The organism is Vibrio misgurnus, from assembly GCF_029635775.1.
GTDB lineage: Bacteria > Pseudomonadota > Gammaproteobacteria > Enterobacterales > Vibrionaceae > Vibrio > Vibrio chanodichtyis.
On the sequence record NZ_CP113242.1, the window covers coordinates 264,444 to 285,141 of the forward strand.

General features: G+C 46.8%; 17 protein-coding genes. 6 read left to right on the top strand and 11 right to left on the bottom strand.

Features of this window, described 5'->3' with window-relative positions:
- Positions 1-2: 2 nt before the first annotated feature.
- Together thrS and gcvT are read right to left on the bottom strand one after the other, a co-directional pair.
- Positions 3-1,931 (bottom strand): threonine--tRNA ligase, encoded by a 1,929-nt coding sequence (thrS, locus tag OOK74_RS13055; RefSeq protein WP_274723408.1) that lies wholly within the window; start codon positions 1,929-1,931, stop codon positions 3-5.
- A 291-nt stretch (positions 1,932-2,222) separates the two neighbouring features.
- Positions 2,223-3,350, bottom strand: a complete 1,128-nt coding sequence (gcvT, locus tag OOK74_RS13060) for a glycine cleavage system aminomethyltransferase GcvT (RefSeq protein ID WP_430741991.1) — start codon at positions 3,348-3,350, stop codon at positions 2,223-2,225.
- A gap of 358 nt (positions 3,351-3,708) precedes the next feature.
- Between gcvT and gcvH the strand changes: the two genes are divergently transcribed.
- From gcvH to OOK74_RS13075, 3 genes are all read left to right on the top strand, one after another.
- A complete protein-coding gene (gene gcvH, locus OOK74_RS13065; RefSeq protein WP_277207154.1) occupies positions 3,709-4,089 on the top strand; it encodes a glycine cleavage system protein GcvH in 381 nt (126 codons plus the stop codon).
- A gap of 122 nt (positions 4,090-4,211) precedes the next feature.
- Positions 4,212-7,076 (top strand): aminomethyl-transferring glycine dehydrogenase, encoded by a 2,865-nt coding sequence (gene gcvP / locus OOK74_RS13070; protein ID WP_278183552.1) that lies wholly within the window; start codon positions 4,212-4,214, stop codon positions 7,074-7,076.
- A 72-nt stretch (positions 7,077-7,148) separates the two neighbouring features.
- Complete coding sequence (locus OOK74_RS13075; protein ID WP_274723405.1) at positions 7,149-7,583, top strand: exoribonuclease R; 435 nt, start codon at positions 7,149-7,151, stop codon at positions 7,581-7,583.
- A gap of 130 nt (positions 7,584-7,713) precedes the next feature.
- Here the strand turns inward: OOK74_RS13075 and OOK74_RS13080 are convergent, their stop codons facing one another.
- The 4 genes from OOK74_RS13080 to speA all read right to left on the bottom strand — a co-directional run bounded on the left by OOK74_RS13080 (position 7,714) and on the right by speA (position 12,437).
- Complete coding sequence (locus OOK74_RS13080) at positions 7,714-8,061, bottom strand: helix-turn-helix domain-containing protein (protein WP_274723404.1); 348 nt, start codon at positions 8,059-8,061, stop codon at positions 7,714-7,716.
- 157 nt (positions 8,062-8,218) lie between these two features.
- Positions 8,219-9,388 carry a serine hydrolase gene (locus OOK74_RS13085; RefSeq protein WP_488153806.1) on the bottom strand — a complete coding sequence of 390 codons (1,170 nt, stop codon included), beginning with the start codon at positions 9,386-9,388 and terminating at the stop codon, positions 8,219-8,221.
- Between the two features lie 211 nt (positions 9,389-9,599).
- Entirely contained in the window at positions 9,600-10,526 is a 927-nt protein-coding gene (gene speB / locus OOK74_RS13090; RefSeq protein ID WP_274723403.1) for an agmatinase, read from the bottom strand.
- A complete protein-coding gene (gene speA / locus OOK74_RS13095) occupies positions 10,527-12,437 on the bottom strand; it encodes an arginine decarboxylase (RefSeq protein ID WP_274723402.1) in 1,911 nt (636 codons plus the stop codon).
- A 435-nt stretch (positions 12,438-12,872) separates the two neighbouring features.
- Here speA and OOK74_RS13100 point away from each other — a divergent pair, with 435 nt between their 5' ends.
- Together OOK74_RS13100 and OOK74_RS13105 are read left to right on the top strand one after the other, a co-directional pair.
- A complete protein-coding gene (locus OOK74_RS13100) occupies positions 12,873-13,433 on the top strand; it encodes a mechanosensitive ion channel domain-containing protein (protein ID WP_166015074.1) in 561 nt (186 codons plus the stop codon).
- A 2-nt stretch (positions 13,434-13,435) separates the two neighbouring features.
- Positions 13,436-14,782, top strand: a complete 1,347-nt coding sequence (locus OOK74_RS13105; RefSeq protein ID WP_278183553.1) for a magnesium transporter — start codon at positions 13,436-13,438, stop codon at positions 14,780-14,782.
- A 104-nt stretch (positions 14,783-14,886) separates the two neighbouring features.
- Here OOK74_RS13105 and OOK74_RS13110 read toward each other — a convergent pair whose 3' ends face one another.
- The 4 genes from OOK74_RS13110 to paeA all read right to left on the bottom strand — a co-directional run bounded on the left by OOK74_RS13110 (position 14,887) and on the right by paeA (position 18,596).
- Positions 14,887-15,471 (bottom strand): class I SAM-dependent DNA methyltransferase, encoded by a 585-nt coding sequence (locus OOK74_RS13110; RefSeq protein WP_278183554.1) that lies wholly within the window; start codon positions 15,469-15,471, stop codon positions 14,887-14,889.
- A 151-nt stretch (positions 15,472-15,622) separates the two neighbouring features.
- The gene (yddG, locus tag OOK74_RS13115; protein WP_278183555.1) at positions 15,623-16,588 is read right to left on the bottom strand and encodes an aromatic amino acid DMT transporter YddG; all 966 of its coding nucleotides are present in this window, start codon (positions 16,586-16,588) and stop codon (positions 15,623-15,625) included.
- Positions 16,589-16,635: 47 nt separating this feature from the next.
- Positions 16,636-17,193, bottom strand: a complete 558-nt coding sequence (locus OOK74_RS13120) for a sugar O-acetyltransferase (protein ID WP_274723398.1) — start codon at positions 17,191-17,193, stop codon at positions 16,636-16,638.
- A gap of 89 nt (positions 17,194-17,282) precedes the next feature.
- Positions 17,283-18,596 (bottom strand): polyamine export protein PaeA, encoded by a 1,314-nt coding sequence (paeA, locus tag OOK74_RS13125; protein ID WP_274723397.1) that lies wholly within the window; start codon positions 18,594-18,596, stop codon positions 17,283-17,285.
- A 933-nt stretch (positions 18,597-19,529) separates the two neighbouring features.
- On the opposite strand from paeA, the gene OOK74_RS13130 reads away from it, so the two are divergent.
- Positions 19,530-20,003 carry a dCMP deaminase family protein gene (locus tag OOK74_RS13130; RefSeq protein ID WP_274723396.1) on the top strand — a complete coding sequence of 158 codons (474 nt, stop codon included), beginning with the start codon at positions 19,530-19,532 and terminating at the stop codon, positions 20,001-20,003.
- A 54-nt stretch (positions 20,004-20,057) separates the two neighbouring features.
- Here OOK74_RS13130 and OOK74_RS13135 read toward each other — a convergent pair whose 3' ends face one another.
- Positions 20,058-20,672: a LysE family translocator gene (locus OOK74_RS13135; protein WP_274723395.1), complete on the bottom strand. Its 615-nt coding sequence runs from the start codon at positions 20,670-20,672 to the stop codon at positions 20,058-20,060.
- Positions 20,673-20,698: the final 26 nt, after the last annotated feature.

A 20,698-nucleotide genomic window follows, 5' to 3' on the forward strand; every position in this document is an offset into this window, starting at 1 on the left:
GTTTATTCCTCCAGATTAAGCTTACGGCTCGCAATCTCAGCTTGGATATGTTCAATAAAATGATCCAATTTAAACTTGCCAAGATCTTTGCCTTTACGCGTACGTACTGCAATTTCACCGGCTTCCATCTCTTGGTCGCCACAAACTAACATGTACGGTACACGCTTCAAAGTGTGTTCGCGGATTTTAAAGCCTATCTTCTCATTTCTCAAGTCCGCTTTTGCTCGAATGCCACATTTTTGTAGCTTTTGTACTACTTCATGCGCATAGTCAGCTTGTTTGTCGGTGATATTGACCACAACAACCTGCTCTGGGGCTAACCAGGTAGGGAAAAAGCCCGCGTACTCTTCAATCAAAATACCAATAAAACGCTCCAATGAACCTAAAATCGCGCGGTGGATCATCACCGGGACTAGGCGTTCATTGCTTTCGCCTACGTATGTGGCACCTAAACGAGTTGGTAAATTGAAATCGAGCTGCACAGTACCACATTGCCATGCGCGATCCAAACAGTCATACAGTGTAAATTCAATTTTCGGGCCGTAAAACGCGCCTTCACCTTCCTGAATTTCAAATGGGATCGCCATCGCATTCAAAGAATCGATCAGGGCTTGTTCTGATTTATCCCAAATTTCATCGCTACCAACCCGCTGCTCAGGACGAGTAGAGAGCTTCACCACAATATTTTGGAAACCAAACGTGGTGTAAGTGTCATACACCATCTTGATGCAAGAAGTGACTTCTTGCTGGATTTGATCTTCGGTACAGAAAATATGCGCATCATCTTGGGTAAAGCCACGCACACGCATGATACCGTGGAGTGAACCGGATGGCTCATTACGATGGCACGAACCAAACTCGGCCATACGCAGTGGTAGGTCACGATAGGATTTCAAACCTTGGTTGAAAATCTGGATGTGGCCTGGGCAGTTCATCGGTTTGATCGCGTATTCACGGTTTTCTGATGAAGTGGTAAACATCGCATCAGCGTATTTATCCCAGTGACCAGAACGCTCCCAAAGTACACGATCCATCATTAATGGACCTTTTACTTCTTGGTAATCGTATTCGTTCAATTTGTGACGAATAAAAACTTCCAGATCACGGAAAATAGACCAGCCGTTATGGTGCCAGAACACCATCCCCGGCGCTTCTTGCTGCATATGGAACAGGTCAAGCTGCTTACCAATTTTACGGTGATCACGTTTTGCCGCTTCTTCAAGGCGGGTTAAATGCGCTTGCAGAGCTTTCTTATCATGAAATGCGGTACCGTAAATACGTTGCAGCATTTTGTTATCGCTGTTGCCGCGCCAGTACGCACCAGCCACGTTCAGCAATTTAAAGTTTTGACAAAAGCCCATGTGCGGTACGTGTGGACCACGGCACATATCAATGTATTCTTCATGATGGTAAAGACCTGGACGATCGTCGCGTGCAACGTTTTCATCCAAAATTTCCATCTTGTAGCTTTCGCCGCGCGATTCAAACGTATCACGCGCTTCCTGCCAGCTGACTTTCTTTTTGACAACCGCGTATTTGGTTTTCGCTAGCTCAACCATACGAGCTTCGATTTTCTCCAGATCTTCTTGAGAAAGCGATTGCTCGAGATCGATATCGTAGTAAAAACCGCTATCGATGGTAGGACCGATCGCCATTTTCGCGTTAGGGTAAAGTTGCTTCAGCGCATGACCAAGCAAGTGCGCGCAAGAGTGGCGCACGATTTCCAAACCATCCACTTCATCTTTGGTGGTGATGATTTCTAGGCTGGCATCGTGTTCAATCAAATCGCAAGCATCAACGCGTGCACCATTCACACGCCCGGCAATGGTCGCTTTCGCAAGACCTGGGCCGATAGATTGGGCAACTTCGAGAGTCGATACTGGGTTGTCAAAATGACGCTGACTGCCGTCAGGAAGAGTAATAATAGGCATCAAAGATCCTTACAGTGGTGTTGCACACCAAGCAACACTTGTTTGAAAAAAATACGCTTTATATTCAATTAATTATAAATATTGCGTAACGATTTTTTAGGATTAGGTACAAATTTTGGTACAAATACGGATGTGCCAGCTTAAGACCGTCGCAGCATGATAAAGCAATATGCTGAAATGACAACCGCTTTCTCGGACAGCCCAAGTCGCCAACTCAGGTAACAAAAAGTCAAAAGAAGGTTTCTCTTACTTGACTAGGCAACCCTCTTTGATAAGAGTAATACCGGTAGATTATGCTCCGCGATAATAATGCTGAGCGACAAATGGCATTTTTTCGACCGTCATTGGTAACATCTTACCGCGAACTTGTGCTAACACTTGATTGCCTAAGGCGGTGTACTCAGTGCTTATATAAGCCATTGAAACTGGTTTATCCGCCGTTGGGCCAGCCGTGCCACTGGTTACGATACCAATTTTGTTGCCTTGTACATCAAACAGCTCGGTGCCTTCGCGTACTGGCGCTTTGGTTTGTCCGACTAAACCCACTCGTTTACGGCTGACTTGCTTAGTTTCAATTTGGTTGAGAATAATCTCGGCACCGGGAAAGCCACCTTGCCGCGCGCCACCTTTTCGGCGAATCGGCTGAATCGCCCACAACAAACTGGCTTCGACTGGCGTGGTGGTTGGATCGAGATCGTGTCCATACAGACACAAACCACACTCCAAACGCAGTGAATCGCGCGCGCCCAGACCAATCCACTCTACTTCAGCAAAACTGGTCAATTTATCCGCCAGTGCAACTGCTTGATCAGCAGCGACTGAGATTTCGTAGCCATCTTCACCAGTGTAACCACTGCGACTCACGATACATTCTGCCCCATCAATCTCAAGCCATTGAATGTCCATAAAGTGCATATACGTCACCGCTGGCTGCAGCCGCGCAAGCACTTGCGCAGCTAATGGGCCTTGCAGAGCGAGCAGAGCGCGATCTTCCAACACTTCTAACTCTACGTCTATCGGTAGATGAGCTTGTAGATGAGTAATATCTTGCGCTTTACAGGCCGCATTCACTACCATAAACAGATGGTCTCCCATGTTGGCCACCATCAAATCATCCAATATCCCACCTTGCGGATTGGTAAAGAAGGCGTAGCGCTGCTTACCAACCGGCAAATCAATAATGTCAACCGGAACTAAAGTTTCTAAAGCCGCAGCCGCGTGATCACCATAAAGACGCAATTGCCCCATATGAGAAACATCAAATAAACCGACAGCGGCACGCGTGTGGAGATGCTCTTTTTTTACCCCAAGCGCATATTGCACCGGCATATCGTAGCCCGCAAAAGGCACCATTTTTGCTCCCGCCTCAAGATGTCGTTTGTGTAGCGGCGTGGTCAGCAAGGTATGTGGTTGATCCATGATGATTCTCCATAAAATAAGCTCAAACCACGCTGAAGGCGCGATGTCGAGATCAATGATTCGATTGGCAAGCAAGCCCAATGATCAATCTTTAAGCCGATCTAATCCGTTGTAGTGGATTAACCTTGCCACAACCGTGCTTATCATCACAGTTAACATTATCACTCAATGATGCTTATCATAAATCTCTCTAGATGGGCTTTTCCTCACCTTACGCAACATTTTATCGTGTATGTTAGAGGTCGCGGAGATCGCTGAGCCACGGCAAGTTCCCTAATCAGCAATTAAGCTAGCCCATCATTGCAGCGCTTCACATTCTGCTATTGTTACCAATAAGACATTTTTTGGAGAGTACAACATGGACCACACACTCAAATTTAGCGACAGTCATGAATGGGTACGCGATAACGGTGATGGCACCGTGACTATCGGCATCTCTGAGCATGCTCAACAAATGCTCGGTGATGTAGTATTCGTCGAGTTACCGGAAATTGAGAGCGAAATAGACGCGGGGGATAATTTCTCATTGGTTGAATCAGTCAAAGCCGCTTCAGACATCTATGCTCCTGTCACAGGTGTGGTGATTGAAGTCAATGAAGATCTGCAAACCAGCCCCGAGCTGATCAATCAAGAACCTTACGATGGTGGCTGGATCGTCAAAGTCAAACTATCCGATCCCGATGAATTGGACGATCTTAAAGACGCAGCGGAATACCTGGCTTCGATTGAGGAAGAGTAACGCTGGATACCTAGAACCTAAACTTCAATGTCACTCACGCAGAGGAGTGAGGTTGCACGTCAAGTAAGTGGCAATACGAGCAAGATTGTTCGCGTACAGAGCAAACCATGAGGTGGCCGACTATGACTGAATTACTGGACTATTTAAGCGGTGAAAATGCGTTCATAGCACGCCACAATGGGCCGAACCCATCGCAGCAACAAGCTATGCTTCACACCATCAAGCTTGATCATTTAGATGAACTTATCGCACAAACTATTCCGCCGCAAATCCGTCTCAAGGCACCGCTTGCGCTTGCGCCCGCACAAAGCGAAGCACAAATGCTGGCTAGCCTGCAATCCTTCGCTCAACTTAATCAAATCAAGCGCACTTTTATTGGCCAAGGTTACTACAACACCTTCACGCCGAACGTTATTCTACGTAACGTGCTGGAGAATCCGGGCTGGTATACGGCATATACCCCTTACCAACCCGAAATCTCGCAGGGTCGTCTTGAGTCGCTACTCAATTACCAGCAGATGGTGATGGATTTAACCGCGATGGAGATTGCTAACGCATCACTGCTCGATGAAGCCACTGCTGCTGCGGAAGCGATGGCACTGTGCCAACGCGCAGGAAAAAGCAAAAGCAACCTGTTCTTTGTGGCCGATGATGTACACCCACAAACCATTGAAGTGGTGAAAACCCGCGCCGCATTTCTAGGTTTTAAGGTAAAAGTAGATTCGATTGATAACATCACTCAACAACCAGCATTTGGTGCACTGCTGCAATACCCTGGCACGACCGGTGAAGTGCGTGACCTGAAAGACATCATCGCCAAAGCACAAGCCCAGCAAACCTTAGTCAGCGTCGCGACCGATTTGCTCGCCAGTGTACTGCTCAAACCTGTAGGTGAAATGGGCGCAGATGTGGTGATTGGTTCTGCCCAGCGTTTTGGTGTACCAATGGGATATGGCGGTCCACACGCTGCGTTCATGGCCACTCGTGATAGCTATAAGCGTACCATGCCGGGACGGGTGATCGGTGTTTCGATCGATGCACAAGGCAAACCAGCACTGCGCATGGCAATGCAAACTCGTGAGCAGCATATCCGCCGCGAAAAAGCCACTTCAAACATTTGTACCGCGCAAGCACTGCTGGCCAATATGGCTGCATTTTATGCGGTGTACCATGGCCCACAAGGCCTGCGCACCATTGCCCGTCGCACCCACCATTTCAGTGCGATACTTGCCGCAGGCTTAACCAAAGCCGGTTACGAACTTGCCCATGCACACTTTTTCGATACCCTCACCATCAATACTGGTGCAAAAACCGCTAGCCTATATCAAGCGGCACAACAAGCGGATATCAACCTGCGTAGGCTACCTAATCAGCTTGGGGTAAGCTTGGATGAAACCACGACCGTGGCCGATATTGCAGCACTATTTGCCATCTTCGGTATTAAACAAGAGATCGATACGCTGTCAAAGCACATCGCTGGTAATGAGCTCGCAGCGATTCCAGAGTGTTGCCGCCGCCAAAGCGCGTTTTTGACTCATCCAGTGTTTAACAGCCACCACAGTGAAACTCAGATGCTGCGTTATATGAAGCATCTGGAAAACAAAGATTTTTCTCTCACGCACGGCATGATCCCGCTGGGTAGTTGCACCATGAAGCTCAATGCCACGGCGGAAATGATCCCTGTCACTTGGCCTGAATTGAGTGCTCTGCATCCGTTTGTACCCAAAGCACAAGCTGCCGGCTATGCCGCATTGGCGGAAGATCTGAAACAAAAACTGTGTGCAATCACGGGTTATGATGCTTTTTCACTGCAACCCAACTCTGGTGCAGGTGGTGAGTATGCCGGTCTACTTGCTATTGCTCGTTATCACCAAAGCCGTGGTGAGAGTCAGCGTAATGTTTGCCTGATCCCCAGCTCCGCGCATGGCACCAACCCCGCCACCGCGGCCATGTTGTCGATGCAAGTCGTGGTGGTAAAATGTGATAAAAATGGCAATATTGATTTAGCGGACCTAGCAGACAAGATTGAACTGCATCGCGACCATCTGGCCAGCATCATGATCACCTACCCTTCAACCCACGGCGTGTATGAACAGCAAGTACGTGAAGTGTGTGACATGGTGCATGCTGCCGGTGGGCAAGTTTACCTCGACGGTGCCAATATGAATGCACAAGTCGGGCTGACCTCACCAGGCTTTATCGGTGCCGACGTATCGCACTTAAACTTACACAAAACATTCTGCATTCCCCATGGTGGTGGTGGACCGGGTATGGGGCCAATTGGTGTGAAATCCCACTTAGCACCTTTCCTGCCCGGACACATTGAAAGTGGTGTACAAGGCACTGATTTTGCAGTGTCTGCCGCCGATCTCGGCAGTGCATCGATTCTGCCTATCTCTTGGGCCTACATTACGCTGATGGGAGCTGAGGGGTTAACCCAGGCTACCAAGCTGGCAATTTTGAATGCCAACTATGTGATGGAGCGCCTGCGCCCGCACTACCCGATCCTTTACCGTGGTGCAAATGGTCGAGTGGCGCATGAGTGCATCATCGATATCCGTCCGCTCAAAGAAGAAACCAGTATTAGCGAAGAAGATATTGCTAAACGATTGATGGACTACGGCTTCCATGCGCCAACGATGTCATTTCCTGTAGCAGGAACACTGATGATTGAACCAACCGAGTCGGAAGATTTAGCCGAATTGGATCGCTTCTGTGATGCACTGATTGCGATCCGTAGTGAAATCGACAAGGTGAAACATGGTCAATGGCCGCTTAACAACAATCCACTCGTCAATGCACCACATACTCAAGCCGATCTGTGTGCCGAGGATTGGCATCACCCTTACTCGCGTGAACTGGCTTGCTTTCCATCCGCGCAAACTAAAGCCAGCAAATATTGGCCAACCGTCAACCGAGTGGATAATGTGTACGGCGACCGCAACCTTATCTGCTCTTGCCCAAGCATGGACCATTATCAAAATTGACACTTTAACTGGCAGCGAGTGAAAAACTCTTTACAATGCTCGCTCCTGTTGAAAGCCCAAAAGAGTAAGACCATGTCGCGTGACTACACCTATCAATGCCTTTGCATGATGGACAAATCAGAGTTGACCGAATTTAGTATGCGTATATTACACCGTCTGATCAGCGAAGAGACACTAGCTGAATTGTATCGTTGTGATGATGAAGAATTCGAAGGTACAGAAAAAGCACAAATGGCGCACATTGATGCGATGGTCAAAATGCACGCCATCGCCCTAGGTCAATTACCGGCCATGTTTGAAGGCTCAGATCAAGCCAGCCAGAATATTCAGCGCATGACTCGCTTGTTGATGTGGCATTTTTATGCAGTGGCCTTCAATTTAGAGCACAGTGTGAGTTTAGCCACTCATTGCGCAGCAGTAGAAAACTTGATCAGCACACAACCGGAGAATGCTCTCGCTTGGTCAAAGCAACTCACCGAGTTGCTGTATCGCTACGCAGAACAATAACGCTTGAACTAAAACACACTCACTTAACTATTTAAGCTTGGTGCTTGAAAAAAGAGTGAGTGGCGCAACAATAGTGTAGTGGTCAGAAAAGAGAGGGTTCTGAACAGAGTGGCAGCGTAATCAAGCGGCTCTATTTGGCAAGATGGGTATATTCAATAATCACTTGGTTACCCTCAACATAGACACGTTTAATCTCGCCATCGACCGTGACTCGATTTTGCAGATGCACCCATTTTTCGCCAGCACGCGCTTTACGTTTGAGGGTCGGTAGTACATTGTGGGGTTCAACGTGCAAGTGCTGACAAAATCGGCTGACAAAAGCCATCGACAGTGGTGCATCACCACGCAATAGCTCAGAAAACTCAACCTGACTCACCCCAAGCCGTTTGGTCATTTCCATCTGAGTCATGTGCATTTTGGCTTTTTTGATCATCCAGACATCGTACAATGCTTTACGATCTTCTTGATTTAACTCCATTACTCGATCCTTGTCATGCTTGTGGGTAACCAACAGCATGCCAGAGTTTTTGCAACTGAGTGTCAATCTAAGGTGAGTTTGGGATATGGGTTAAATCCCCTCACCACAAACTGAGATCAAATACACAGTTTATGGTGAGGACTTGACGATTTAATGCTTAGAACCAGTTAGAGAACAGTAACTTAAACCAATCGCTCAGCCGCTTGAAAATGCCACCTTGCGCTATGGCTTGCTGCGTCACCAATTTGGCTTCACCCACTTTATCTTGATCGATGTAATAGACAATTGAACCCACCACTTCACCTTTAGCTATTGGGGCTTCGAGCGCATTATCCAATTCAATCACTGCATTCAACCTTTTTACATCATTACGTGGCAAAGTGAGGTACACCGTCTCCGCACTACCGAGAGCGACGTGATCTTGCTCACCGTACCAAATGCGTTGATTTTGCACTACGTTATCGATTTGATGTGGGCTGACCGTTTCAAAGAAACGGAAACCATAGCTGAGTAACTGCTTACTTTCTGCTTCACGAATTTTGACACTTTTTGAACCCATCACGACCGAAATTAGTCGCATTTCTCCACTCGTCGCCGAGCTTGCCAAACTGTAACCCGCGCCACTGGTATAACCGGTTTTCATACCATCCACATTGATACTGCGGTCACGTAGCAAACCATTACGGTTATGCTGGGTAATTCCGTTGTAGGTAAATGAGCGCTCACTGTATAACGGGTAAATATCCGGTAAATCACGAATAATCGCGCGACTTAGCACTGCAATATCATAAGGTGTGCTGTATAAATTTGGATTATCCAGTCCATGCGGATTGGCAAACTGGCTATTGTGCATGCCTAACTGTTGTGCCCATGAGTTCATTAAACTCACAAAAGCGCCTTGTGATCCAGCGACATGCTCTGCAATCGCCACGCTGGCATCATTGCCAGACTGTACAATCAAGCCACGATATAGATCCATCAAGCTGACATAAGTGCCAACTTCGATAAACATCTTTGAAGAGTCAGGGAATTTTTTCGCCCATGCGTTATTGCTGATGCGAACTTGATCGCTCGCCTGAATATTGCCACGCTGCATCTCCTGCCCTGCAACATAGGCCGTCATCAGCTTGGTCAGACTGGCTGGATTGAGTTTTTGATGGGCGTTATGTTCGACCAGAACTTTTCCAGTATGAAAGTCGATCAAAATATACCCATTGGCTGCCAGCGGTGGCAATTCCGGGATCACGGTCAACGCGGAAAAACTGAACGTTGGCACCAATGCCATACAAGCCATTAAACATCGGGACAGAAACTTGCTGCAAGTCATAAGGTGTTCTCATCAAAACAAAACCCGCAGTATAACTAACTCCAGATTTCACACAGCCTCTCTTTACTAACTCTTACAGTTGCCGCTCAATAAGTTACATCATGTTACAAACATGCTTAAACACCAATCAAGTCTGGCTCGTACCGCGATAAAAAAGCCTGACATTGGTCAGGCTTAATTGGGTTATGCGAAGAATAATCACACCAAACGGCTATTCGTCTTTTTTGTTGGATGCCCAAACATACAAGAGCTCTAGTGCAATCGTTGCCCCCGCTAGCGCAGTCAAATCGCTCTGATCGTAAGGTGGTGAAACTTCAACCACATCCATACCAATCAGATTAATCCCTTTCAATGCACGGATGATTTTCAGGATCTTATCTGAGCTTAAGCCACCACACACCGGGGTACCCGTACCCGGAGCGAAAGCCGGATCGAGGCAGTCGATATCGAATGTCAAATATACTGGCTTGTCACCAACAATGTGACGGATCTGCGCCACAATCTCTTCCACTGACATATCATTGGCTTGCATCGCATTGATCACATTGAAACCGTGACCTTCTTGTTTGTATTCAGTACGAATACCCACTTGTACCGAGTGCTTAGCCGAGATCAAACCTTCTTTTGGTGCATGGTAAAACATGGTGCCGTGATCATACGCACTACCGTTAGAATAGGTATCGGTATGTGCATCGAAATGGATCAGCGCCATTTCGCCATAATGTTTGGCATAAGCACGCAAGATAGGCAGAGTAATGAAATGATCGCCACCCAAGGCCAACATGGTTTTGCCACTTTTCAAAATTTCACAAGTCGCCGCTTCTAAACGATAAGTAAAATCTTCAGCATCACCACAATCAAACACCAGATCCCCAGCATCAATCACGTTAATACGATTAAACAGATTGAAATCCCAAGGAAACTTCTTACCTTCCCACGCGAGATTCACCGAAGCACGGCGAATCGCGTCTGGCCCCATACGCGCCCCAGGACGACCAGAGGTCGCCATATCCAACGGTACGCCAAGTACGACAACATCAGCGTTAGTATCTACTGGATTACGCACATAAGGACGGCGTACAAACGTCATGGCGTTTGAGTAGAGTGAATAATCAGTTTTTGTAAACAAATCATTCATTTAAAAATCCTCTAAGTAAGTATAGCCGCTCAGGCCTAATTCAAGTTCTGCCAATACGGTCTGCTGTTCTGGTTCAGCCACTCGTTCGGAAACCAGTTGGCGATAATTGGTACGAATTTTATCCACATCAATGTGTACGTAACGCATCACATCTTCTACCGTATCGCCTTCATTGATAAAGGCAATTTCAGCATCGCCATTATCCTTAATATTCACCGCAACACTGTGAGTATCACCAAACAGATTGTGCATATCGCCCAAAATCTCTTGGTAGGCACCGACTAGGAAAAAACCCATCAAATAAGGCTTATCACTGCTCCAACTCGGTACTGGCAGAGTGCTTTCGATCCCTTGACCTTCCACATACTGCTCAATCGCACCATCAGAATCGCAAGTAATGTCGAGCATCACCGCACGGCGATCTTCCATCTCTTGCAAACCAGATAGCGGCAGCACAGGGAACACTTGATCAATCCCCCAGGCATCCGGTAGCGATTGGAACAGCGAGAAATTGACAAAAAACTTGTCAGCCAAACGCTCTTGCAGCTCATCTAAGATCGGGCGATGAAAACGGTTTTTGTTGCTCATTTTCAGCCGCAGTTCATGGTAAATACGTAGCGATAACTGCTCAGCCCATGCGCGATGCTCAAGATTCAGTACCCCAGTCGCAAACTGACTGTGCGCTTCGGAAAGATCGCTTTGGGTATCGTTATAAATTTCAATCAGTGCGCGGTCATCGGTACCGTGCTGTACTTCTTCAAAACCACGCCACATGTTTTTAATCAGCATCGGCGCTTGTGCATCGGGGGCGGGAATATTTTCTGGTGAATACGCCTCGGTACCAATAACATTGGTGATCAATACCGCGTGATGAGCGGTAATCGAACGCCCTGATTCAGAAATGATCACTGGACGAGGTTGACCGTACAGATTACACACATCGCTGACCGTGCTCACGATATTACGCGCGTATTCAAGCAAACCATAGTTCATCGAGTTAGACGACTGGCTGCGCGTACCATCGTAGTCCACCGCTAAACCACCACCCACATCGAAAAACTCAATGTGCGCGCCCAACTCTCGCAGTTCACAATAGAAGCGTACGGCTTCATTCACGCCATTACGCACATCACGAATATTCGCCATTTGCGAACCTAAGTGGAAATGTACCAGCTGCAAGGCTTCCAGTTGATTTTCCGCCTTCAGACGGTTAATCACGGTTAATACTTGCGATGCGGCTAGACCGAACTTAGATTTTTCACCACCACTCGATTGCCATTTACCGGCACCTTGTGAAGCCAAACGAATGCGCAGCCCCAAACGCGGTTTCACGCCAAGACTTTTCGCCTCTTTGAGCACTAAATCCAGCTCTGACAGTTTTTCCAGTACGATAAAAACTTTATGCCCCAGTTTTTCACCAATCAGTGCCAAACGAATGTACTCTCGGTCTTTATAACCATTACAAACGATGACGGAACTGGCTTGCTGAGCCATTGCCAACACGGCGAGAAGTTCTGGTTTACTGCCCGCTTCCAAGCCTAGTTGTTTATGTTCTAATTCGGCCTGACTGGCAAGAATTTCATCGACGACCTCGCGCTGTTGGTTAACTTTGATCGGATAAACCAGCAGATATTTATTCGGGTAGTCGTACTCTTCAATCGCCTGATTGAAAGCGTCACAAATATTGTGCACGCGTTGATGCAGGATCTGCGGAAAGCGTACAAGCACAGGCAAATTTAAATCACGCGCTTCGAGCTGTTTAACAATTGAGCTTAATTGCGTTTGATGAGCTTTGTCATTTCGCGGCGAAACATACACTTCACCTTGATCGTCAATGCCAAAAAAACCTTGGCTCCAGTAATGCACATTGTAGTCAGCGCGAACGCGGTCTAATTTGGATGGTTGTTCCACATCGTATCTCACAAAGTAGAGAAGGTTACCATGATTTCATCGGTTGAAATCACACCTGACAGCCTAAACGTCACGCGCTTTATCGGTGAAAAGCCAGTGAGTGTCTAATGATAATAATTTATCGTTAAGACAACTGTTAGTTATGGCATAAAAACCAATATTGTGCGATTCACTTGATGGCCGACTTTCAGCTTAGCGTAAATATCACCAAGCATAACCCGAGATCGCCAATCGATCCGCGAGCCGTTGACACGGGGGAAAATCAAGCAATAAGGGATAATAATGCACCGCGGATCGCGAGAAATTGACGGATGAGAGAAAATAGTGCTGGTTATTGCAGCAACTCATTCTATTGTTAGTGATTTCCGCTTGGCTATTATTGGTAATTACATACAATCCCATTCAGGTAATTTAACGACAGGAGTGAGCGACGCAATGGAATACCTCGTTTTGCTGCAAACCCACTATAAATGGATGATGACCGGGCTGATCATCCTGTTGTATCCGCATATCTCACGGATCACCTTGCGCATTTTCGAAGATATGATCACCGGTCGAGTCGATATCCATCGCTTAAAACGGGCGCGCTGGCTGATCCGTACCTTGCTGTTTCTGGTGATTTTATTTACTGGGTTAATTTTGTGGGGCATTGAGTTACGTGGCTTATTAGTGGTCGGCTCCTCACTGTTTGCCTTGCTTGGGGTTGGTTTGTTTGCCGGTTGGTCACTGCTGAGCAACGTGACCGCTTTTTTGATCCTGTTTATGCAAAACCATTGTCGGATCGGTTGCTGGGTCCGCATTGTCGACGGCGCAAATTTTGTCGAAGGCAAAATTATCGATATGGCGCTACTCACGGTTGAATTAGAAACGCTCGATGGCCATCGCGTACTCTACCCAAACAACTTATTTATTGTGCGCCCGGTGATTATCATGAGTAAGGCTCCTGAAAAAACCATCAAAAAAACTGAGAAAAAACAGTTACCGAAGAGATCGTAAATTTGAGCGAATATCAAGAGTTATCTCAACAAATTGAACAGCTTGCCACCGCCGAAGAAGCAGAGCAAACCCATTTACTCGGCAATATGCTGGAAAATGGCTTAGATCAAGGCTCATTGGCACTGATTTTAGAAGCATTTCCGGTCGAACAGCGGGTGCGCTTATGGCGTAGTTTACCACTGGAAATGCACATTGATGTGCTGACCGAAATGCGTGCCGAGGTGCGTTTTTCGGTCATTAATGCGCTCTCTGAAATTGAGCTGAAACTTACCCTCGCGAAGTTGGATAACCTTTCGCTGATCGAATGGGAAGATTCACTACCCGATGAGATCGTGAGTGAAGCGCTAAGCCTGATCAGTCGTGATGAGCTTGAACTGTACGATCAAGCCAATGAGTTTGCCGATCATGAAATCGGCCATTGGGCGGATCGTAAAGTGTATACCTTGCCTTTTAGCCTCACGGTGCAGCGCGCAAAAATGCTGCTTGATAAGTACCACTACGACTCGCCGCAATACATTTATCTGATCAATAAAAATAAAAAATTTCGCGGATTAGTCAGCTTTAGTGATGTATTACAAGCAGACAATACAACGCAGCTCAATAGCTTACGCAAGGAAGAGTTAATTACACTCAATGCGCAGCAAACATTATCCGATGCGGTTGATGCCCTAGAGCACACGATGTTACCGATTGTTCCAGTATTGAGTGATGATGATACCTTAATTGGAGAGCTCGATTGGCGCTTTGCACTTAGCGTGCAACGTGAGCAGTATGAAGCTCGCCTGATGGCCGGTACAGGTATGGATGAAGGCGATGACCTGTTCGCTCCTGTCATCAAAAGTTCTAAAAAGCGCGGAGTTTGGCTTGGGATTAATCTGCTGACAGCGATTCTTGCCTCGATCACGATTGGCTTATTTGAAGATGTGATCTCTCAAGTAGTCGCTCTTGCGGTTCTGATGCCGATTGTCGCCTCGATGGGCGGAATTGCCGGTAGCCAAACCTTAACCTTAATGGTACGAGCAATGGCACTCAATCAGATCTCGGTCGGTAACCGATTCGCTTTACTAAAAAATGAGTTGGGGATTGGCTCAATTAATGGCGTGGTATGGGCAGTGATTATCGGCGCTATCGCGGCACTTTGGTTCCAGCAACCACTGATCGGCGCGACCATTGCTCTGGCGATTGTGGTCAACATTACCACCGCCGCACTGTTTGGGGTACTGATCCCAATCATTTTGGATAAGTTCAAACTTGACCCTGCATTGGCAGGCTCGGTGATCCTAACTACCGTTACCGACGTGGTTGGCTTTTTCGCTTTCCTCGGCACCGCCAGTTTGGTCATGCTATAACCTGGCCAACTCATCATTCTCGTATCCAATAACGCTCGAGACTCAATGCGATTGGTACCATTCGATTAGTACCATGCGATTAGTACCATGCATTGGTCGCGAGCTTATTTACGAGCAATACCAACCATTACCGACCGAGTACCTTGTTCGGTTGCCACCTCAAAAGCAAAGGCCGTTTCTACGCTAGAAAAACCAGCATGGCTTAATATTGCTGACATTTCCATTTCACTTAAGCAGCCCTCAAGCGAGTCTGATAGAGCCGATGACCAATCAAAATGTACAAAATAGCCACCTTGATCGAGCAGAGTGAAGATAATATCAACAACATCGGATAGATTAGGTAAAAACGCGCACACCGACGAGGCGACCACCAAATCAAATTGCTTACGAAAGGCCGGGTGTTGTGCGACCAAACCTCGAGTCAAGGAATCAACCACTGGCTCTACATTGCGTAATTCTTTACGATCCAGCTCTTCAATCATCGCTTCTGAGGAATCAAGTGCCACGATGTCACGAGCCAAAGGAGACAGTAACTGGCTCAACAGCCCACTGCCACAACCTAAATCCAGCACATGCTTATCTTGCACGGCAAGGATTTGGGTCAATTGTTGGAATGCGCTCTGAACAAACACATGATTTACATGGTTTTGTTCCCAAGTTGCAGCGTATTCATCCCAGTTGTGTGCCATCATGGTCTCCGTATTACTTCTTGTATTCGGGCAATGCTGCCAAGAGTAAACCAAAAGCAAGGCGAGTTGATAGTATTACCCGTGATTGTTTGCCCAGAAACGCTACTTTCACCTCATTTGCCGTGAATTTGTACAGCACTCAGCAGTAACACTAATTGGATTGACTAGCCTGATCGGTTGCATCATGGTTGAGGTGTGCTGAGCCAACATCTTGCTCAGCCGAAGCAGAGTGACGCGTTGCCCACCAGCAAAGCAAAGATCCAAGCGTAACCATCACCACGCCTTGCCAAAAACTCAAACCCAGCACAACACCCAATATAAGCGATGAAAAAATCGTCGAAATCACGGGAGTAAAATAAGACAGTGTGGCTAGCAACAGCATATTGCCGCGTAAAATCGCCACATTCCATAAGGCGTAACCACTGCCCATCACCATCCCGGTTAACAGTAAAGTGGCAACGCCCGATACAGAAAAACTCAGCGCTGGCTCATCACTCACTGCATATTGAATCCACAGAGTTGCAGCCGTCGCGGTAAAAAACAGAACAATGGCATTTTGCCCCTGCGCTAAACGCTGCGTTACATTGCAATAGATCGCCCAGATAAAAGCACCACTCAAGGCCATGGCATACACCGCAGGATTAGTCGCGACCCGTGCGATGAAATCGCTAAGTGCAATCCCTTGCTCAGCCACAATCGTCCATGCGACTCCCGCAAAAGCTAAAGCGACACTAGGATAGACCCACCGATTAACCGCGCGCTGGCTGATCAATACCGCGATCAACACGGTGAGTGCCGGCCACAGGTAGTTAATCACCGACATTTCGATCGCTTGTAAGCGATCATTAGCCATACCAAGCGCCAGCGCTAAACAGATTTCGTAGCTCACAAATAGAGCGCCGCCAATGAGCACATAACGCATGGAACCCGTTTTTAAACGAGGCAAACCCATAGTGAACAGCAAAAACACGCTACTGACGGTATAAATCAGCGCCGCGCCACCAATCGGAGAAAACTCTTCGGCCACCCGACGGGTTAGAGCCATCAAGCTCCCCCAGAGTAGAATTGCGCCCACACCGTACAATGTGTGCTTATGAGTGACAAATGGTTGTTTCAAAGTAAGCCTCAAAAATGGTTAAAGCAGTACATCATCACATCTATCCGTTACACCGAATCTTTCAACGAACGTAAAATTCGAGCAGGAGTGCCACCCACTAACGAATCTGATGGAACATCCTGATTCACGACGGAATTAGCAGCCACCACTGAACGAGCACCAATCGTCACCCCTTGATTAATCACTACATTACCGCCGATCCAAACATCATCTTCAATCACAATCGATTGGCAGATGGTTTCCCACGCCCGACGACGACGATAATCCAGAGGATGCGATGCCGTATAAAATTGGACATTCGGACCAATCAATACATGGTTACCAATCGTGATCGACGCACCATCTAGCATCACCACGTTCATATTGATAAAAGTATTATCACCAATACGAATAGTTTTGCCAAACTCACAATGGAACGGTGGCTGTACACAACTTTTATCACCAAAATGAGCAAAAAGCTCACGCTGCAAAGCAGCTCGTTTCACTTGATCAACACTTTGGTTAATCTCAAGTTTTAGCTTTTCCACTTGGTTACGCAGCGCTTCAATTTCCGCCGATGAGCCGTCAAATGGTTCGCCTTTGAGCATTTTTTCTAATTCGCTCATATTCTTTCTCTCGTCATTGATGAATATCTAAGATTAATCATTCATCCACAGATAAAAAGTGCCAATTAATAGTGAATCGATTTCCTCTATTATTCTTCTTTGACGACAGGCTCTAGGGTTTCACTACGACTGACCAATAATTGGTCAACTTTATAATTATCAATATCGACTACTTCAAATTTATAACCCGCATAGACGACTGAATCGGTACGGCGCGGAATTTTGCGCAGCATATACATCATAAATCCGGCAATCGTTTCGTAGTTTTGCTGCTGCGGGAATGATTCAATTTCAAAGGCACGCATCACATCGGTAATCGGTGTTACTCCATCAACTAACCAAGAATTACTATCGCGAGCCACGATTTGCTCTTCACCTTCGGCCAAAACCCAAGTGCCCATCACCGCACTTTGCAAATCGTTAAAAGTGACAACTCCAACCACCAGCGCGTATTCGTTCATCACCACCGCAAAATCGACACGATTAATTTTGAAGTATTCCATCGCTTCGGAAAGGCTTAAAGTATCTGGGATGATCGGGCAACTGATCACCACGTTACTCTCTTTCAAGTTCATGCCTTGGCCATTAATCACCCGTAGCAGCAGCGCTTTGGAATCCACATAACCTTTGATCAGATCTAATTGCCCATCACAGACTAAAAATTTATTGTGCGGATGCCGCGAAATTTTCTGTTTGATCAACTCTTCACTGTCATTCAAGCTCAGAAAAACCAAACTCTCACGAGCGGTCATAGCTGACGTGACCGGGATGGTCTGCATTTCAAACACACTTTCCATCATCTGCTGCTCGCCTTTATCCAGCACTCCCGCTTCCGCCCCCGCATCCATCACCGCGTAAATATCATCTGAGGTGATTTCGTCATTGCGCTCAGTCGGCAATCTCAAGGCCCGAAACAGTACGTTAGCGAACCCATTAAATAACCACACAATCGGCTTTAATATGGTAATACAAATCAGCATACCGCCAACCAATTGAGCGGCAATCCGCTCAGGCATCGCCATCGCAATCCGTTTAGGCATTAAATCGGCAATCAAAATAAACAGACTGGTCACCAGCATAAATGACAAAATAAAACTCGCTTGTCCTAACCAATTACTCGGGATCACGCCTTCAAGCAGTGAGCGAATATAAGGGGTAAACGCCGATTCACCGACAATCCCGCCCATAATCGCGACCGCATTAAGGCCTATTTGGACCACAGTGAAAAAATTGCCCGGATGAGCCTGCAACGCCAACACTTGTTCGGCGCGCTCATCGCCTTCATCCGCCATTTGGCGCAAACGTATTTTACGTGCTGCGGCGAGGGAGATTTCCGACATAGAAAAAAAGCAACTGGCAGCAATCAGCACCATGATGATCGAGATGTTTTCAAAAAAACTCATAAGTGACATCCTAAATCAATACCATGAAAAGCTTCAGCCGACAGAACTTGCATTTGCATAGCCGAAACTCATCAAACCTTGTTCAACGTGGTTATGTTAACACAATGCGATCAGGAAAGGTGCTTGGTTGCAAATCCGCAGCAAAAAGAAAACCCCACTAAGCAATCACTTAGTGGGGTTTTGGTTCTTACTCGCAGCAATCCAGCTACTGATAGGTGCTCCCTGCATCTATTCCTTGATCGTCTGCTGTATCCTTCAGCGCATTCCGTTTCATCGCCTTCCTAGCGGTGTCCCTTTCTCTGTCATCCTGACAGAACTCGCTTAATCCTTTAAGTTGTCCATTCACTTTCCGTTGATAACCATCCTAGTTATGCAGCTTCCAGCCAATGTCCTTTGCTCTCCCTGCCGACCATTCATCCTGAACAATCGAAATCTTCATCCTGAAGATGACCAATCCTTGGGTCTTTCCTGTTCCGTGTCTGCTTCCTGCTGACCAATCCACTTTACGATATTGGTAAATTTCAGCAATATCCGTTTGCTATCTTTAATCCGTTGAATTTGCACAAGATCAAAGAAAACACCTATATATCAATAAATTAAACCAGGAACCATTTAATTACCACTCGACTAAAGATAATATTTCCTACAAATCTTGTAAGAAATTTCTCACAAGGCACATCCTAAATTCAGAATATCTTGCTCGATGCGGCCTCAATCTTTATGTGATTGAAATCACAGGCAACTGGCCGCCAATTCAAGTGACCACGCAGCGTATCAATCTAGCTTGCGCTTCGACCGCAGAATGCCAAGGTGAGCATTTTCAAAGAGTAAGGGTATAGACTCCGAGTATAAAAATCGTGATAGTATCGCTGCCAATGCTCTCTTTAGAAACTTATCCGATAGCCAGGTCGACAATCAATGAGGAATAACGACATGATTTCAAAATGGGCACAACGTTTTTTCCAGATGGCCGAATTAGTGGGTTCATGGAGTAAAGACCCGTCTACTCAGGTCGGCGCAGTGATCACTAAGCAAAATCGCATTGTTTCCGTGGGATTTAACGGTTATCCGCACGGTATTTCGGACAGTGCCAGCACCGATGATCGTGATATGAAATATTTAAAAACTCTGCATGCGGAAGAGAACGCTATTTTGTTTGCTAAACGCGATCTGGATGGCTGTGAAATTTACGTCACTCATTTTCCTTGCCCTAACTGCGCGGCTAAGATCATCCAAACCGGAATCGCCGCCGTACACTGCCCTGAGCAGTCCGCCGATTTCTTATCTCGTTGGGGCGATAAAATTAATGTCAGCCAAGAGATGTTTTTACAAGCGGGCGTCACGGTACATTGGCTGCCATTGGCTCAGATCAAGCATATCAATACCATTGAGCTGCCCACTGAATAAATGACCACCAATAGCCTTTGGGTTTGAGCATAACTCAAACCCATTTCCCATCCTCTAAGCCGTCCAAAGCACACGCAGTGCCAAGGCAATTAATACGATCCCGGAAAGTCTATCGATCAATACTGCGCGAGATCGCAAGCTATCGAGCAAGCGTGGCGAAGATAAAATCACGCTGATAAAGCTGTACCACAGACCATCGACCACCAGCGGGGTCAAGACAATCACGGTTTTGCTGCTCAGATCAGAGCCAACCATGACGTATTGACTAAATAACGCAATAAAAAACAGCGCGATTTTCGGGCTCAGCAAAGCGATCAGCAACCCTTCTTTGGCAGATTGCCAAACCGACACCGCGATACCCGATTCAAGTTTTGCTGCCACGCCACCTTTCGAACGTAGGGCATTCCAGCCTAAATACGCTAAATAGGCCGCGCCAACATAACTGATGGTTTTAAAAAGCAGGGGCGATTGATGCAACACCACCGCCAGACCAATTAAGGTAATAAAGGCATAGACACCAATGCCAAGCGCATGTGCCCAAGTCGCAGCCAAACCATTTTTGCGCCCTCCGGCCAAGCTGTGTTTGGCCACCATCGCCAAACTCGGGCCTGGCGACATCGCGCCCAAAATACAAATCGTAAACAAAGATAACCAAATGGTCAGTGTCATGTGTAATCCTCACACGTTCTCGACAG

Bases quoted from the DNA above. Each gene is read 5' to 3' on its own strand.
- thrS (WP_274723408.1), bottom strand. From the start codon at position 1,931: ATGCCTATTATTACTCTTCCTGACGGCAGTCAGCGTCATTTTGACAAC.
- gcvT (WP_430741991.1), bottom strand. From the start codon at position 3,350: ATGGATCAACCACATACCTTGCTGACCACGCCGCTACACAAACGACAT.
- gcvH (WP_277207154.1), top strand. From the start codon at position 3,709: ATGGACCACACACTCAAATTTAGCGACAGTCATGAATGGGTACGCGAT.
- gcvP (WP_278183552.1), top strand. From the start codon at position 4,212: ATGACTGAATTACTGGACTATTTAAGCGGTGAAAATGCGTTCATAGCA.
- OOK74_RS13075 (WP_274723405.1), top strand. From the start codon at position 7,149: ATGTCGCGTGACTACACCTATCAATGCCTTTGCATGATGGACAAATCA.
- OOK74_RS13080 (WP_274723404.1), bottom strand. From the start codon at position 8,061: ATGGAGTTAAATCAAGAAGATCGTAAAGCATTGTACGATGTCTGGATG.
- OOK74_RS13085 (WP_488153806.1), bottom strand. From the start codon at position 9,388: ATGACTTGCAGCAAGTTTCTGTCCCGATGTTTAATGGCTTGTATGGCA.
- speB (WP_274723403.1), bottom strand. From the start codon at position 10,526: ATGAATGATTTGTTTACAAAAACTGATTATTCACTCTACTCAAACGCC.
- OOK74_RS13100 (WP_166015074.1), top strand. From the start codon at position 12,873: ATGGAATACCTCGTTTTGCTGCAAACCCACTATAAATGGATGATGACC.
- OOK74_RS13110 (WP_278183554.1), bottom strand. From the start codon at position 15,471: ATGGCACACAACTGGGATGAATACGCTGCAACTTGGGAACAAAACCAT.
- OOK74_RS13120 (WP_274723398.1), bottom strand. From the start codon at position 17,193: ATGAGCGAATTAGAAAAAATGCTCAAAGGCGAACCATTTGACGGCTCA.
- paeA (WP_274723397.1), bottom strand. From the start codon at position 18,596: ATGAGTTTTTTTGAAAACATCTCGATCATCATGGTGCTGATTGCTGCC.
- OOK74_RS13130 (WP_274723396.1), top strand. From the start codon at position 19,530: ATGATTTCAAAATGGGCACAACGTTTTTTCCAGATGGCCGAATTAGTG.
- OOK74_RS13135 (WP_274723395.1), bottom strand. From the start codon at position 20,672: ATGACACTGACCATTTGGTTATCTTTGTTTACGATTTGTATTTTGGGC.